Source organism: Nocardia sp. NPDC058518, from assembly GCF_042719655.1.
Taxonomy (GTDB): domain Bacteria; phylum Actinomycetota; class Actinomycetes; order Mycobacteriales; family Mycobacteriaceae; genus Nocardia.
Window position 1 is genome coordinate 214,076 of the sequence record NZ_JBHXNJ010000004.1, and the last position, 14,052, is coordinate 228,127.

15 protein-coding genes and 2 tRNA genes are annotated in these 14,052 nt (G+C 67.3%); 10 read left to right on the top strand and 7 right to left on the bottom strand.

What is annotated here, in order from left to right; translation table 11 throughout:
• Positions 1-20 precede the first annotated feature (20 nt).
• From ACFWPX_RS10000 to ACFWPX_RS10015, 4 genes are all read left to right on the top strand, one after another.
• On the top strand, positions 21-998 hold the full coding sequence (locus ACFWPX_RS10000) for a DUF3566 domain-containing protein (protein ID WP_378927093.1): 978 nt from the start codon (positions 21-23) through the stop codon (positions 996-998).
• Between the two features lie 134 nt (positions 999-1,132).
• Positions 1,133-1,206: transfer RNA gene (locus tag ACFWPX_RS10005), tRNA-Ile, on the top strand.
• Positions 1,207-1,375: 169 nt separating this feature from the next.
• Positions 1,376-1,448, top strand: a tRNA-Ala gene (locus ACFWPX_RS10010).
• A gap of 5 nt (positions 1,449-1,453) precedes the next feature.
• Entirely contained in the window at positions 1,454-2,353 is a 900-nt protein-coding gene (locus tag ACFWPX_RS10015) for an acyl-CoA dehydrogenase (protein ID WP_378927094.1), read from the top strand.
• Between the two features lie 21 nt (positions 2,354-2,374).
• Here ACFWPX_RS10015 and ACFWPX_RS10020 read toward each other — a convergent pair whose 3' ends face one another.
• Positions 2,375-3,958, bottom strand: coding sequence for a serine hydrolase (locus ACFWPX_RS10020; protein ID WP_378927095.1), 1,584 nt, complete (start codon positions 3,956-3,958; stop codon positions 2,375-2,377).
• Positions 3,959-4,565: 607 nt separating this feature from the next.
• On the opposite strand from ACFWPX_RS10020, the gene ACFWPX_RS10025 reads away from it, so the two are divergent.
• The gene (locus tag ACFWPX_RS10025; protein ID WP_378927096.1) at positions 4,566-5,567 is read left to right on the top strand and encodes an ATP-binding cassette domain-containing protein; all 1,002 of its coding nucleotides are present in this window, start codon (positions 4,566-4,568) and stop codon (positions 5,565-5,567) included.
• A complete protein-coding gene (locus ACFWPX_RS10030) occupies positions 5,564-6,418 on the top strand; it encodes an ABC transporter permease (RefSeq protein WP_378915047.1) in 855 nt (284 codons plus the stop codon). The genes ACFWPX_RS10025 and ACFWPX_RS10030 overlap by 4 nt, the downstream gene beginning before the upstream one ends.
• A 13-nt stretch (positions 6,419-6,431) precedes the next feature.
• On the opposite strand, the gene ACFWPX_RS10035 is transcribed toward ACFWPX_RS10030, so the two are convergent.
• Positions 6,432-6,581 carry a hypothetical protein gene (locus tag ACFWPX_RS10035; RefSeq protein WP_170112099.1) on the bottom strand — a complete coding sequence of 50 codons (150 nt, stop codon included), beginning with the start codon at positions 6,579-6,581 and terminating at the stop codon, positions 6,432-6,434.
• Positions 6,582-6,633: 52 nt separating this feature from the next.
• Between ACFWPX_RS10035 and ACFWPX_RS10040 the strand changes: the two genes are divergently transcribed.
• A complete protein-coding gene (locus ACFWPX_RS10040; RefSeq protein ID WP_378927097.1) occupies positions 6,634-7,167 on the top strand; it encodes a peptidylprolyl isomerase in 534 nt (177 codons plus the stop codon).
• Between the two features lie 101 nt (positions 7,168-7,268).
• On the opposite strand, the gene ACFWPX_RS10045 is transcribed toward ACFWPX_RS10040, so the two are convergent.
• Together ACFWPX_RS10045 and crgA are read right to left on the bottom strand one after the other, a co-directional pair.
• Complete coding sequence (locus ACFWPX_RS10045; protein ID WP_378927098.1) at positions 7,269-7,712, bottom strand: PH domain-containing protein; 444 nt, start codon at positions 7,710-7,712, stop codon at positions 7,269-7,271.
• Positions 7,713-7,796: 84 nt separating this feature from the next.
• Entirely contained in the window at positions 7,797-8,060 is a 264-nt protein-coding gene (gene crgA, locus ACFWPX_RS10050) for a cell division protein CrgA (RefSeq protein WP_378709172.1), read from the bottom strand.
• 93 nt (positions 8,061-8,153) lie between these two features.
• On the opposite strand from crgA, the gene ACFWPX_RS10055 reads away from it, so the two are divergent.
• From ACFWPX_RS10055 to ACFWPX_RS10065, 3 genes are all read left to right on the top strand, one after another.
• Complete coding sequence (locus ACFWPX_RS10055; RefSeq protein WP_378915041.1) at positions 8,154-8,816, top strand: aminodeoxychorismate/anthranilate synthase component II; 663 nt, start codon at positions 8,154-8,156, stop codon at positions 8,814-8,816.
• On the top strand, positions 8,813-9,493 hold the full coding sequence (locus ACFWPX_RS10060; RefSeq protein WP_378927100.1) for a RibD family protein: 681 nt from the start codon (positions 8,813-8,815) through the stop codon (positions 9,491-9,493). Before ACFWPX_RS10055 ends, ACFWPX_RS10060 begins: the two co-directional genes overlap by 4 nt.
• 144 nt (positions 9,494-9,637) lie before the next feature.
• Positions 9,638-10,096: a deaminase gene (locus ACFWPX_RS10065; protein ID WP_378927102.1), complete on the top strand. Its 459-nt coding sequence runs from the start codon at positions 9,638-9,640 to the stop codon at positions 10,094-10,096.
• A gap of 1 nt (position 10,097) precedes the next feature.
• On the opposite strand, the gene ACFWPX_RS10070 is transcribed toward ACFWPX_RS10065, so the two are convergent.
• The 3 genes from ACFWPX_RS10070 to ACFWPX_RS10080 form a co-directional block, all read right to left on the bottom strand.
• Positions 10,098-10,517: a CBS domain-containing protein gene (locus ACFWPX_RS10070; RefSeq protein WP_378927103.1), complete on the bottom strand. Its 420-nt coding sequence runs from the start codon at positions 10,515-10,517 to the stop codon at positions 10,098-10,100.
• Positions 10,518-10,615: 98 nt separating this feature from the next.
• Positions 10,616-12,511 (bottom strand): Stk1 family PASTA domain-containing Ser/Thr kinase, encoded by a 1,896-nt coding sequence (pknB, locus tag ACFWPX_RS10075; RefSeq protein ID WP_378927104.1) that lies wholly within the window; start codon positions 12,509-12,511, stop codon positions 10,616-10,618.
• The gene (locus ACFWPX_RS10080; protein WP_378927105.1) at positions 12,508-14,019 is read right to left on the bottom strand and encodes a protein kinase; all 1,512 of its coding nucleotides are present in this window, start codon (positions 14,017-14,019) and stop codon (positions 12,508-12,510) included. The genes pknB and ACFWPX_RS10080 overlap by 4 nt, the downstream gene beginning before the upstream one ends.
• Between the last annotated feature and the right edge of the window lie 33 nt (positions 14,020-14,052).

The window sequence follows — 14,052 nt, forward strand, 5'->3', positions numbered from 1 at the left end:
GAACGGATCTGAGGATTCCATTGACCACACCGAATCAGTCGAACGACGATCGGAACCAGACCAACGGCGTCACCGAACGGATCGCCACGTCTCCGATCCCGCCGCGACCGATCCCACGCCAGGGCGGTCCGGCCGAGGGCGCGGCGCCGGAATCCGGTGCGGCCGGGACCGATTCGCTCGACGGTAAGGGCAGCAAATCGTCGCCCTACCAGGACGGGTGGGCTCAGCTGCCGCAGCGCGAACCGCAGTCGAACCTGTACCGGCCCGGCGAATCGCCGAGCCAGGGGCGCCCCTCATCGGGGGCGGCTCAGGGCGGGCTCAAGGGCAGCGGTTCGTCCAACGCCCGCACCACGGCGGACCTGGCGGCCAAGGCGGCCCGCAAGGAAGCGGCGATGGTGAAGTCCGTCGGTATCGACGGGCCGACCCGCAGCATCGCGCGTCCGGAACTGGTCAAGGACATGCCAGACCTGTCCGACGTGCGCCACCCGGCACCCGAGGCGCCGGTGGTGCCCCCCGGTCTACCGATGGCGCCGCAGCCCCAGTACCAGCAGCACAACATGGGGCCGAGTGCACGGGCCGCCGCGGCGAGCACGGTCTCGCCCGCGGCTCCGGTGGCCATCGCGGCCGCCGCGTCGGGTGAGCCTCTACGCGCGACAGTGCAGATCCGCCGGATCGACCCGTGGTCGACCCTGAAGATCACGCTGGTGATCAGCGTCGCGCTGTTCTTCGTGTGGATGGTGGCCGTCGGCCTGCTCTACATCGTGCTGGCCGGCATGGGCGTCTGGGACAACCTGGACAACTCGCTGGGCGAGATGTTGAACCAGGAGGGCAGCTCGTCGAGCCTGATCGACGCGGGCACGGTGTTCGGCTACGCGGGTGTGATCGGCCTGATCAACGTGGTGCTGTTCACCGCGCTGGCCACGGTCGGCGTGTTCATCTACAACCAGTGCTGTGATCTGGTCGGTGGCATCCAGATAACCCTGGCCGATCCCGACTAGAAGTAGGGTTTCCTCTCACGGCCGGTCAGTCCAGGAAACTGGGTCTGACCGGCCGTTTTGGTTATCGGTAGGCAGGTAAGGTAACCTCGTTTCTCGTTGCGGTTCACTGCTCAGGCAGGGATCGAAATGAGTTCGGGCCTATAGCTCAGGCGGTTAGAGCGCTTCGCTGATAACGAAGAGGTCGGAGGTTCAAGTCCTCCTAGGCCCACTCCCGAACAGCACAGTAGGGTGGGAATCATGAAGATTGTCCTCATGGTCGGTGTTGTGATCGCCGTTCTCATCGGTGTCAGCAAATTCCGCAAGCGCGACGACGCAGACCTCTGGCGCGACGTCACCACTCGCTGATTTCGGGTTGCCAACTGGTCTGTGACCAGTAAGGGGCCTTAGCTCAATTGGCAGAGCACTGCCTTTGCAAGGCAGGGGTTAGGGGTTCGATTCCCCTAGGCTCCACATCTGTGAATTCCTCGGTATTCGATTTTCTTCTCACCACCGCACCGGCCGACACGGTCTCGGCTGATTTCGCCACGGTGTGGGCGCGTCACCGCGCCCGGTCCCACGATTTCGCGAGTTCCATCGACCGGGCGGCGATCGCCGGATTCGACAGTGCGGGCACAGGTCCCGCGTTTCTCGGTGGATATCAGGAAGCGCTGCACGCGCTGGTGCCCTCGCTCGATCCCGGTGAGCTCTCCTCGATGTGTGCCACCGAGGCCACTGGTGCGCGGCCGTCGACGATGACCACGACGGTGAGTGCCGACGGCGTCGTCAGCGGGACGAAATCCTTCGCCACGCTCGGTACGTTCGCCGATCGGTTCCTGGTGATCGCCCGATCCGGTACTCAGCCCGATGGCAGGCCGATCCTGCGGGCCGTGCTGGTGCCCGCCGGTGCGTCCGCCGCGATCACGCCGCTGCCCGCGCTGCCCTTCGCGCCCGAGATCCCGCACGCGGGAGTCACCTTCGATGCCGCGCCGGGCGAACTGCTGCCCGGTGACGGCTACACGGACTATCTGAAGCCGTTCCGGACGGTCGAGGACCTGCACGTGGTGGCCGCTGTGCTCGGTCAGCTCGTCCGGGTTGCCCGGCTAGCGCAGTGGCCCGCGGAGCCCGTAGAACAGCTGCTGGCGCTGTTTGCGGCGGTACGTGGGGTCGGTGCCGAGGACCCCGGCTCCCCGGGTGTGCACATCGCGCTCGGCGGCCTCTTCGATCGGCTGACCGCGCTGCGTACCGAACTGGAGCCGCTGTGGGCGCCGGTGGACCAGGAGGTCAGGGAGCGCTGGGAGCGTGACGTGCCGCTGCTCGGGGTGGCGGGCAAGGTCAGGGCGGCGCGGCTGGCGACCGCGTGGCGCGCGCTGGCCTGATCAATCGCTTCTGGTGCTGTGTCAATCGCTTCGGGTGAAGGTGCCGAGGCCGTTCTCGTCGAAGTAGCCGATGGTCAGTGTGCCGTCGGCGAACCGCGCCGAGGAGACGCTCCCGGGCGGGGCGTTCTCGCCGGTCGGCTCGAAGGCGAAGGTGTCGCCGTCCCAGTGCCGGAGTGGGTACTCCCGCCGGGCGGGGCCGACGGTGAGGACCAGGCCCGATTCGGTCGCCGAGATCGTCGCGGGGCCCCAGTAGGCGCTGTCGTAGGTGCCCGCGTAGGTCGGCAGTGCCTGTGCGGGAGCCGGATTCGCCGGGGCCTGCTGGCCTGCCAGGTCGCCTTCGGGCTCGTTGACCCCGGTGAACGCCTCGCGGTACAGCCCGCGCCAGTCCTCGCGCAGCTCGCCGAACTGCACCAGATCGCCGAACTCGGCGGTCAGGGTCTCCGGGATCCCGAGCGGCGCCGCGTTCGTCAGCGCGACGATGGCCACGTCGGCGGACGGGATCACCAGGAAGTTGGTCGCCGCGCCGAGGGTGAAGGCGCCGGAATGGCTGTTGGCGGTGCGACCGGCCGAGGAGACCGACACGTTGAAGCCGTACCCGTAGCTGCCAGCCCGCGCCACGGGGGTCGATGGCGGTGCCGAGACGATCTGGGGCGTGACGGCGGGCAGCAGCGCTTCGGGCGGGGCGATGGTCGTCGCGCCCGCGGTGCCGTCGCCGAGCAGCATCGTCAGCCAGCGGGCCATGTCGTTCACCGACGAGCTCGCGCCGCCGGCGGGGGACTGGGGGTCGGGGTCGCGCACGTAGCGGGCGACCCAGTTGCCATCGATGTTCACGTGCCCGACCGCATGATTCGGGCGGGCGTGGAAGTCGTCGAAGCGGGAGCTGGTGTCGCGCATGCCGAGGGGCGCGTAGAGAGCATCGGCCGACAGCTCGGCCCAGTCCTTCCCGGCCGCCGCGGCCACGGATTCGGCCGCGGCCGTGAATCCGAAGTTGGTGTAGTGATAGGTGATCCGGAACGGGTCGAGGGGTTCGAGGCGCAGCTTGTCGAAGATCGCGGCCTGGTCGTACCCGAGGTCTTCGAGCCGGTCGCCTGCGTGGTCGGGCAGGCCGCTGCGGTGCGCGAGCAGGTCACCGACGGTGAGCTGGGCCGTGATGGCGGGATCGGCCAGCGCGAACGACGGGAGGTGCGTGACCACCGGGGTCGTCCACTCGATCGCGTCCGCGCCGACCTGGTTGGCCACGACGGTCGCGGCGAGCGACTTCGACACCGAGGCCAGCTGGAAGACGGTGTCGGCGTCGACCTTGTCCGGCGCGCCTGCCGCACGAACACCGAAACCCTTGGCGTACACGGTCTTCCCGCCGTGAACGACGGCGACGGCCATGCCGGGGATGCGGCTGGACTCCATCAGCGAGCCCGCCAGTTCGTCGAGCCGTCCGATGGCTTTGTCGACCGCGTCGGTGGGCAGGGCGACACCGGCGACTTGGTTCGGGGGGAGCTCGGCGGTCGGCGTCGCGGTGGGGTGCTCGTCGTCGGTGGATCCGGTGCAACCAACCAGGAGCGTCATCGATAGGACGACCCCGGCGATCGCTCCACGACCAGGCACCATGGGCCGACGATAACCCTGGTTGCCGGGTGATCGCCGGAACGTGGCCGGACTGTGACGCTCGGCGTACCGGTGCGCATCAGCTGATCTGCCGAGCTGCGACCTTGCCGGAAAATGGGGAGCGGGCCTCGGCGAAGGGGGGGAGTTAGCCGAGGCCCGCGTAGGGTCGGCCCGGGGGGGAGGGGCCGACCTGAACGATCCTACGCGATACGCGCGGAATTCGTGTACGCGCACCGGGCGAGTTCGCGAGTTTTTTCGGGTGCCGGCGCGGGTGCCGGCGGTGGCCTGGGGTGTGGTGATCGGCCGGTATGCGTGCGTGGTGCTTGTCAGGTGTCTTACGGAGATCGGAATCAGCTGGTACGCAAGGCTTTACGTGGAATCGCCGGTGAACATGTTCTCGTCTCGCGCAGGGCGGCCGTCCAGGGAACAGGCGCTCTTGTTCGTGTTGTGAGACAGAAAATCAGTCCGATTCGCCGCGTGTCGCCGCCCGTCGGCATGTCGAACAATTGTGTACATCTGATGTGTGGTCGCGCCGGAATTGGGGATGCGACTTGTCGGTGGGTGGGGCAATACTGGGCAAAGCATCGCCAACCACGACTTCAGGAGAATCATGCCCGACGCAATCGTCGCCGAGGGTCTGGTCAAACGGTATGGGCAGCTCGTCGCCCTGGACGGACTCGACCTGTCCGTACCGGAAGGTACCGTCACCGCGCTACTCGGCCCCAACGGCGCGGGAAAGACCACGACTGTTCGCGTTCTCACCACTTTGCTCGTCCCCGACGAGGGCACCGCCACCGTCGCCGGTATCGACGTGCTCAACAATCCACAGGCCCTGCGCTCACGCATCGGCGCCTCCGGCCAGTATTCCGCGGTCGACGAATACCTCACCGGCTTCGAGAATCTCGAAATGGTCGGCAGGCTCTACCACCTCGGCACCCAGCGCAGTAAGGAGCGGGCCCGCGAACTGCTCGACCGCTTCCGGCTCACCGACGCCGCCGACCGGCCGGTGAAGGGCTACTCGGGCGGTATGCGCAGGCGCCTCGACCTGGCAGGCGCGCTGGTGGCCAACCCGCCGGTGCTGTTCCTCGACGAGCCGACCACCGGTCTCGACCCGCGTGCCCGGCTCGACCTGTGGGACGTCATCGAGGAGCTGGTCGCAGGTGGCACCACGCTGCTGCTCACCACCCAGTACATGGACGAGGCCGACCGCCTCGCCGATTCGATCGCGGTGATCGACCACGGCAAGGTGATCGCGCGCGGCACGGCCGACGAACTCAAGGCCCTCGTCGGTGGCGACCGAATCGAACTCACTGTCGGCCACATCGATCAACTGGCCGTCGCCCAGCAGGCGCTGAGCGGGCTCGCCGATGGCGAGATCCATCTCGAACCCGGCCTGCGCAAGCTCATCGTGCCGGTCGCCGACGGGTCACAGGACCTGGTCACCGCCATCGGCAGGCTTACCGAGCGCAAGGTGGAAATCAACGATGTCGCCCTGCGCAGACCCTCGCTCGACGACGTCTTCCTGACGCTCACCGGGCACGAGGCCGAAGAACTCGTCAGCGGTGACCGCGAGTCGGAGACCGTGGGCGCCGCGGAAGGAAAGAACCGATGACCGTCGCACTCGACAAGGCCGAGCTGCACCGCCCCAGCCTCGGCGAACGACTGTCGATGGTGGTGAGCGACAGCATCACCATCGCCAAACGCAACGTCATCAAGATCAAGCGCGTGCCCGACGTGCTGATCTTCACGACGTTGTCACCGATCATGTTCGTGCTCCTGTTCGCCTACGTCTTCGGCTCGGCGATTTCGGTCCCCGGACTCGAAGGTGGCTACCGGGAGTTCCTGATCGCCGGCATCTTCGCCCAGACGGTGGTGTTCGGTGCCACCTTCACCGGTGCGGGCCTGGCCGAAGACATGCAGAAGGGCATCATCGACCGATTCCGGTCGCTTCCGATGGCGCCGTCGGCGGTGCTGGTGGGGCGCACGATCAGCGATGTGGTGATCAACGTCGTCAGCCTGGTGGTGATGTCGCTGACCGGTCTGGTCGTCGGCTGGCGGATCCGCGGATCGTTCCTCGACGCGGTGCTGGCGTACGCGTTGATGCTGCTGTTCGCCTATGCGCTGTCGTGGATGATGGCCGTGGTCGGCCTGATCGTGCGCGCGCCGGAGGTGTTCAACAACGCCAGCTTCATGGTGATCTTCCCGCTGACGTTCCTGTCCAACGCGTTCGTTCCGCTCGACAACATGCCGACCCCGCTTCGGGTCTTCGCCGAATGGAACCCGGTCTCGGCGCTCACCCAGGCAGTGCGTGACCTGTTCGGCAACGTCAACCCGATGGCTCCGCCCTCGGAGGCGTGGCCGATGCAGCATCCGGTGGCCACATCGCTGATGTGGATCGTGGTGATCCTGATCGTCTTCGTGCCGCTGGCTCAGATCCAGTACAAGAAGTCGGTCAGTCGCTGAGGAACAGCCGGAACTAGTGCGCCGAGCCGTTGCGGGAGTACCCCAGACGCGGCGGCTCGGCGGCCGGTTCGGGCAGTTGTGGACGCTTGGCGCGGGCCAGGTAAGCCAGGGCGCCCGCCCCGGCGAGCGCGATCGACGCGAGCAGCGGATTACGAAGCTTCATTCGACCACTGTGGCACAAACGGATTCGGCTCGCCGCGTGGCACCATAACTGCGTGACCTCACCCAACCAGACGGCCGTGGCAACTCTGCACACCAACCACGGCGATATCAGGATCGCGCTTTTCGGTAACCACGCCCCGAAGACGGTGCGCAACTTCGTCGGTCTCGCCGACGGTAGCGCGCCGTATTCGACCGTCAATGCCGGCGGTACGGAAAGTGGCCCGTTCTACGACGGCGCCGTCTTTCATCGGATCATCCCGGGGTTCATGATCCAGGGTGGCGATCCGACCGGCACCGGCCGCGGTGGGCCGGGCTTCGAGTTCGCCGATGAGTTCCACCCGGATCTGCGCTTCGACCGCGGCTATCTGCTCGCGATGGCCAATGCGGGCGCGGGCACCGAGACCAATGGTTCACAGTTCTTCATCACCGTCGGCGCGCAGCCGCATCTCAACCGCAAACACTCGATCTTCGGCGAGGTGGTCGACCCCGATTCGCGCAAAGTGGTCGACGCGATCGCCTCGGTGAAGACCGATCGCAATGATCGCCCGGACGAGCCGGTCATCATCTCGGCCGTGAAAATCGACTGATCACCGCCATAAAAGAACTCCCCGCCGCGGATCATCGCGGCGGGGAGTTCTTTTGCTTCACGTGAAACAACGTCAGTCGGAAGTCACGGCGGCGCCAGTCGCTATGTCACAGCGGCGAAGCCGTTGACGACGAGGGCGTCGTAGACGTCGTGCGGGTTGGCGCCGAGGTCCCAGCGGCCGAAGATCAGCAGACGCTCGGTGTCTTCGTGGCGAACGTCGACCTCGAGCATCGCGGTCTTGCGGCCGATGCGGCGGTAGGAGACCATCCGGATTCGGTCGATCCGGTCCAGGGGGTATTCCTTCGGGCCGGTGAGCGTGCCGACCACCAGACGCGGCGCGGAGCCGGGAAACATGGTGAGCCGGGGGCGCTGCCGGAGACCGAGGGCGGCCGTTGCCAGCACCGCGACCGCGGCGACGCCGACGAGCAGCCTGCTCGGCCCATCGTTGGCCAGGATCGCGGCCACGACCAGCAGGATTCCGCCGCCGGTGACGGCGAGCAGACCTGCGACAGGGGTCGACCACGAGACCGGTTGTGCGTCGTTCACGCGGTTGTTCGCCCCTCTATCCTCGAGTTGTGCACAGGGTTATCCACAGGTGTGCATGAATAACACCGGTGTAATCCGCTGCGATCAGCGCCATCGCATGGTCATGATCAGGCCGACGACCATCAGGCCGAACCCGATCAGGAAGTTCCAGGCGCCCAGATCGAGCATGAAACCGATGTGGTCCTGTGCCAGGTAGTAAACGATCAGCCACACCAGGCCGGCGAGCATGAAGCCCAGCATGATCGCGACGTACCAGACCGGCGACGGCCCCGCTTTCACCTTCACCGGCGTGCGGCTGGCGGGGCTCGGGGTGTAGTCGGCCTTCTTGCGGACCTTGGACTTGGGCATGACGTCCTCGAATTCGGAGTACAGGTAACTCCTAGGCTATCCCACCAGGTAATGGATGCGACGACCTACTGGGTCGCCACGTACCCTCGACGCATGCGTGTATTGGTCGTCGACAACTACGACAGCTTCGTGTTCAACCTGGTGCAGTACCTCGGCCAGCTTGGTGCCGACGTCGTGGTCTGGCGCAATGACGACCCCCGCCTCGACGATCTCGACACCCTGCTCACCGTCGGCGACGAGGGCGGCGTGTTCCACGGCGTGTTGGTGAGCCCGGGTCCCGGCAGCCCCGACCGCGCGGGCGCGAGCATCCCGCTCGTGCACGCGGCCGCGCGGCACGATATGCCGCTGCTTGGTGTGTGCCTCGGGCATCAGGCGATCGGCGAGGCGTTCGGTGGCACCGTCGACCGGGCACCCGAACTGCTGCACGGCAAGACCAGCGAGGTGTTCCATCTCGGGTCCGGCGTGTTGGCCGGTCTGCCAGATCCCTTCACCGCCACCCGTTACCACTCGCTGACGGTTCTCCCGGAGACCATTCCCGAGGAGCTGGTGGTCGTCGGCCACACCGAGAGCGGCATCGTGATGGCGATGCGCCACCGCACCCTGCCCATCCACGGCGTGCAGTTCCACCCCGAGTCCGTGCTCACCCAGGGCGGGCACCGGATGCTCGCCAACTGGCTCGAGGTCTGCGGCGAACGTCCGTCGGAGGCACTCATCGCCACGCTCGAGGCGGAGGTCGCCGCGCTGGTGACCAAATGAGGGTGTTGCTGTCGGTGGCGGCCAGTCTGGACGGCTACATCGATGACACGAGTGCGCAGCGACTCCTGCTGTCGAACACCGCCGACTTCGATCGGGTCGATCAGATCCGCGCCGAATCCGACGCCATCCTGATCGGTGCGCACACGCTGCGCACCGACAATCCCCGGCTGCTGGTGAACAGTGCCGAGCGCCGGGCCGCGCGGGTGTCGGCGGGCAAACCGGAGTATCCGGTGAAGGTGACTGTCACCGATTCCGGTGATCTCGATCCGCACCTGCGCTTCTGGCACACCGGCGGCGACAAGCTCGTCTACACCTCCGATGCGGGCGCCGCGAAGCTGGCCAACCGGCTCGACGGACTCGCCGAGGTGATCAGCCTCGGCGAGCGACTCGTGCTCCCAGCCCTCGTAGCCGACCTCGGCATCCGAGGTATCCACCGGCTCATGGTCGAAGGCGGCACCGGCATGCACACCGGCTTCCTGGCCGCCGACCTGGTCGACGAGATCCGCCTGGCGATCGCCCCGATCCTGGTCGGCGATCCGGCGGCCCCACGCTTCGTCGGACCCGCCGAATTCCCCGGTGGCGCCGGTCGCAGGCTGCACCTGGTGGGTGTGGAACAACTTGGGGATGTCGCTGTGCTGAACTACCTGGTCAGCCCCGATCCCCAACCCCGCAACTAACTGGTACCGCGAAAAGAATCACGGCACTGACCTGGGAAAATCCCACTCTCCACAGTTCGCGGACAACTTTGCTCCACACCTGAACATGACCGATTCCACATCACGCGAGGGTTGTGGATAACTCGCCGACACAGGGGACACGACATGAGCCACGACGACATCGACCACCGGTTCATGCACAGGGCGATAGAGCTCGCCAGGAACTGTCCCCCCAGCGAGACGGCCTATTCGGTCGGCGCGGTCATCGTCGCCGACGGTGTGGAGATCGCGACCGGCTTCTCCCGCGAAACCGATGCGAATGTGCACGCCGAAGAGGCGGCGCTGAACAAACTCGACCCCGACGACCCCCGCCTGACCGGGGCAACGATCTACAGCACCCTCGAGCCGTGCTCCACCCGCGCCACCGCGACCCGGCTGCCGTGCACCGATCGCATTCTGGCCGCGGGCATTCCCACGGTGGTCATCGCCTGGCGTGAGCCGAGTCTGTTCGTCGCCGCCTGCGAGGGTGTGGACAAACTCCGCACCCATGGCGTGCGCGTGGTGGAGCTCACCGACCTCGCCGCAGCAGCGATGTCGATGAACAGCCACCTGGATCTGAGCTAGCTCACGGCCGCCCGTAGATGGCGGTCACGAACTCGCCGAGCTGATTGTCGTCGAGATGCCGAGCCAGATCGGCCTCGCTGATCATGCCGACCAGGCGCTTGTTCTCGATCACCGGCATGCGCTTCACCCGGTGCGACTCCATCTGGTCGAGCACGTCTTCCACATCGGCGTCCGCGCTGACCCACCGCGGGGTCGACTCACAGAGTTCCGCGGCTGTTGTCATATCAGGGGACAGACCGAGCGCGACGCACTTCACCACGATGTCGCGGTCGGTGATGATGCCGCACATGCGCTCGTCGTCATCGGCGACGACGATCGATCCGACTCCGAGATCGGCCATCGCCGTCGCCGCGGTCGCCACGGAGTCTCCGCGGGTGATCCACTGCGCACCGGGCTTCATAATGTCCCTGGCTGTCGTCATAAGGGCTATACCTCCTCGTCAGCAACGCTGGATGGGAAAGCAGCCTCATTCTGCGCCCGCGCAGACGCGCCGGGCGGGTTCGCCATCCAATCGAGACCTCAACGCGGAATCGGCGACGCTCCTACATGCAAAACGATATTGCCGCTGATCGTCACCGACGAACCGGCCGCCGGACTCTGACCGACGACCTTGCCAGAGGCATTGCCGTCGAGGGTGATCACCGTGGTCTGGCTGAGCTGCCCGGTCCACCCGTCGCTGCGCAGCTTTTCCTGGGCCTGCACCGGCGTGAGCCCGGTGAGATCGGGGACGGTGATCCGGTCACCGGCGGAGACCTGGACCGTGATGGTCGAGCCCTTCTCCGCGTTGCTGCCGCCTGCCGGGTTGGTGGCGAGCACCTGCCCCTTCGGCTGCGACGACTTCACTTCCTGGATCTCGACCTTGAACTTCGCGGATTCGACCAGATTCGGCTGGGCGACGGAGATGTCCTGGCCGACCACGGTCGGCACCCGGACCTGCTCAGGCCCGCCGCCGATGGTCACGATGATCGGCCGGTCGATGTCGACCCGCACGCCCGCGCTCGGCTCCTGCTCGATCACCTTGTCGGTCTCGGCCGTACTCGACGCCTTGCGCACCACATTCGGATCCAGCTGCAAACCCAGCGAATTCAGTTTCTGCTCGGCGTCGGCCTGGCTCAGCCCGATCAGCCGCGGCAACTGCACCTGCGTCGGCCCGGTCGAGACCTGCAACGTCACGGTGCTGCCCTCGTCGATGCGAGAACCACCGAGCGGCTGGGTCGCGATCACATTGCCCGGCGCCACCTTGCCGTCGGGCTTCTCCTGCCTGGCCACATGGAAACCGGCCTGCTGCAGTTCGGTCTGTGCCTGCTGGGCGGGCTTGCCGGACAGGTCGGGAACGGCGACCTGGTCGGCCCGGCTTCCCGGCCCGACCAGCACCCAGAACAGTCCGAACGCGACGGCGAGCGCGGCCGCGACACCGAGCGCGATCAGCCCGGTGCGGTTGCGTTCCTCGCCGGGCGGCCCGACGGCGGGGTGCTCGGAGGTGTCGTCGCCGCGGTCGTGAAAGGTCCGCGGGCCCGGCTCGTCGTCGTAATCGGTGCGGTCTTCGTCGTTCATCACCATCGGCGCGCTCGGCTTCTGCCCGCCGAGCACCCGGATCAGATCGGCCCGCATCTCCGCGGCCGTCTGGTACCGGTTGGCCGGGTTCTTGGTCATCGCCTTGAGGATCACCGAGTCGAGTTCGCGCGGCACGCCGGGGTTGACCGACGACGGCAGCGGCGGATCCTCTTTGACGTGCTGGTAAGCGACCGCGATCGGCGAGTCACCGGTGAACGGCGGTCGCGCGGTGAGGATTTCGAACAGCACACAGCCGACCGAATACACATCCGAACGCGCGTCGACGGTCTCGCCGCGGGCCTGCTCGGGTGAGAGGTATTGGGCGGTGCCGATCACCGCGGCGGTCTGGGTCATCGGGTTGGCGCTGTCGGCGATCGCCCGCGCGATGCCGAAGTCCATCACCTTCACCGCACCGGCGCGGTTGATCATGATGTTGGCCGGCTTCATGTCGCGGTGCACGATCCCGGCCTTGTGGCTGAAATCGAGCGCGGCGCACACGTCGGCCACGACTTCCATCGCCTTGCGCGGCGCGAGTGGTCCCTTGCCGCGCACGATGTCGCGCAGGGTGTCGCCCTCGACGTACTCCATGACGATGTAGGGCAGCGGCCCGCCGTCGACGGTGGCCTCGCCGGTGTCGTACACGGCAACGATCGCCGGGTGGTTCAGCGCGGCCGCGTTCTGGGCTTCGCGCTTGAACCGCAGGTAGAACGTGGGATCGCGGGCCAGATCGGCCCGCAGCACCTTGATCGCCACGTCGCGGGACAGGCGAACGTCGCGGGCGCGGTGCACCTCCGACATGCCGCCGAACCCGATGATCTCGCCCAGCTCATACCGCGAGGAGAGATTCTTCGGGGTCGTCATCGTTGTCCTATGTTCGGGCCTACGGCCGTGTCGCTATCGGGGAACGGCAGGTCGAAGGTGGGCAGCCGGGGGCGGCCGACGGTGGTGGTGCCACCGGCCGGCGCCGTGGTGGTCGGCTCCGGCTTGGTCGTCTTGGTCGTGGTGGTCGGCTTGGGTTTGGTCGTGGTGGTCGGCGGCACCGTGGTGGTCGGCGGCTCGGTCGTGGTGGTCGGCGCCTCGGTGGTGGTCGTCGGGCGCGGCGGTTCCGTGGTAGTCGGTTCCTCGGTGGTGACGACCGGCGGCGGCACGGGCCTGGTGGTGGTCACCGGCGGCGGCAGCGGCTTGGTGGTCTGCACGGTGGTGGTCGTGGTCGGCGACTGCCGGTTCGGTTCACCGCCGAACAGCAACCACAGCACACCGCCACCGAGCAGCAGCGCACCGACGCCGAGCGCGATCAGCCACTTCTGGTTGTTCTTCGCGTTGCTCGCAGGCACCGGCGCGGGCGCGGAGGCCTGGGTGGCCGGACCGCTGTAGCCACCGGTCGGCGGACCGCCCGGCTGATGGCCGAAGCGCATGGTGGCGCCGTCGTAGTCCGCCGCGGCCGCGGCGGCGGGAATCGCCACGGTCGGGCCGGGCGGAAGTACCCGGGTGGCACCGGTCATCGACGGACCGGTGGCGCCACCGGGGATCGGCGGCATGTGTCCGGCGCGCACCGCGGCGACGGCGTCGGCGAACTCGCCGCCGCTGCTGTAGCGCTGCAGCGGGTCCTTGGCCATCGTGATGGCGATCAGCTCGTGCACGTTGGCGGGCAGGTCGTCGGGCATCGGCGGCGGCGCGTCGCGCACGTGCTTCATGGCGACGGTGATCGCGCCCTCGCCGGTGAACGGGCGGACTCCGGCCAGTGCTTCGTAGCCGACGATGCCGAGGGAGTACACGTCGGAGGCCGCGGTGGCGTCCTCGCCGACGGCCTGTTCGGGCGCGATGTACTGGGCGGTGCCCATCACCATGCCGGTCTTGGTCACCGGCGAGGCATCGACCGCCTTGGCGATGCCGAAGTCGGTGATCTTCACCTGACCGGTCGGCGTCACCAGGATGTTGCCCGGTTTCACGTCACGGTGCACCACGCCCGCCGCGTGCGCGACCTCGAGGGCGCGCCCGGTCTGCTCGAGCATGTCCAGACCCTGGATGACCGAGAGTCTGCCCATCCGGTTGAGCACCGCGTTGAGCGGTTCGCCCTGCACGAGCTCCATCACCAGGTACGCGGTCTCGCCGCCCGACGGGTCGGTGGTCTCGCCGTAGTCGTAGATGCCTGCGATCCCGGGCGCGTTGAGCTGCGCGGTGGTGCGCGCCTCGACCCGGAATCGCGCGCGGAAGGTCGGGTCGGCGGAGAACTCGGTCTTGAGGACCTTGACGGCCACTCGGCGATCGAGCCGAGTGTCCATCGCCTCCCACACCTGACCCATACCGCCCGTGGCGATGAGCCGCTGCAGGCGGTAGCGGTCGGCGATCATGGCGCCGTTGTTCAGCATCGGGGCCCCCGTGTTGTCACTCGCACACTCATT

Bases quoted from the DNA above. Each gene is read 5' to 3' on its own strand.
- ACFWPX_RS10020 (WP_378927095.1), bottom strand. From the start codon at position 3,958: ATGGTGCCTGGTCGTGGAGCGATCGCCGGGGTCGTCCTATCGATGACG.
- ACFWPX_RS10025 (WP_378927096.1), top strand. From the start codon at position 4,566: ATGCCCGACGCAATCGTCGCCGAGGGTCTGGTCAAACGGTATGGGCAG.
- ACFWPX_RS10030 (WP_378915047.1), top strand. From the start codon at position 5,564: ATGACCGTCGCACTCGACAAGGCCGAGCTGCACCGCCCCAGCCTCGGC.
- ACFWPX_RS10035 (WP_170112099.1), bottom strand. From the start codon at position 6,581: ATGAAGCTTCGTAATCCGCTGCTCGCGTCGATCGCGCTCGCCGGGGCG.
- crgA (WP_378709172.1), bottom strand. From the start codon at position 8,060: ATGCCCAAGTCCAAGGTCCGCAAGAAGGCCGACTACACCCCGAGCCCC.
- ACFWPX_RS10055 (WP_378915041.1), top strand. From the start codon at position 8,154: ATGCGTGTATTGGTCGTCGACAACTACGACAGCTTCGTGTTCAACCTG.
- ACFWPX_RS10060 (WP_378927100.1), top strand. From the start codon at position 8,813: ATGAGGGTGTTGCTGTCGGTGGCGGCCAGTCTGGACGGCTACATCGAT.
- ACFWPX_RS10065 (WP_378927102.1), top strand. From the start codon at position 9,638: ATGAGCCACGACGACATCGACCACCGGTTCATGCACAGGGCGATAGAG.
- ACFWPX_RS10070 (WP_378927103.1), bottom strand. From the start codon at position 10,517: ATGACGACAGCCAGGGACATTATGAAGCCCGGTGCGCAGTGGATCACC.
- pknB (WP_378927104.1), bottom strand. From the start codon at position 12,511: ATGACGACCCCGAAGAATCTCTCCTCGCGGTATGAGCTGGGCGAGATC.
- ACFWPX_RS10080 (WP_378927105.1), bottom strand. From the start codon at position 14,019: ATGCTGAACAACGGCGCCATGATCGCCGACCGCTACCGCCTGCAGCGG.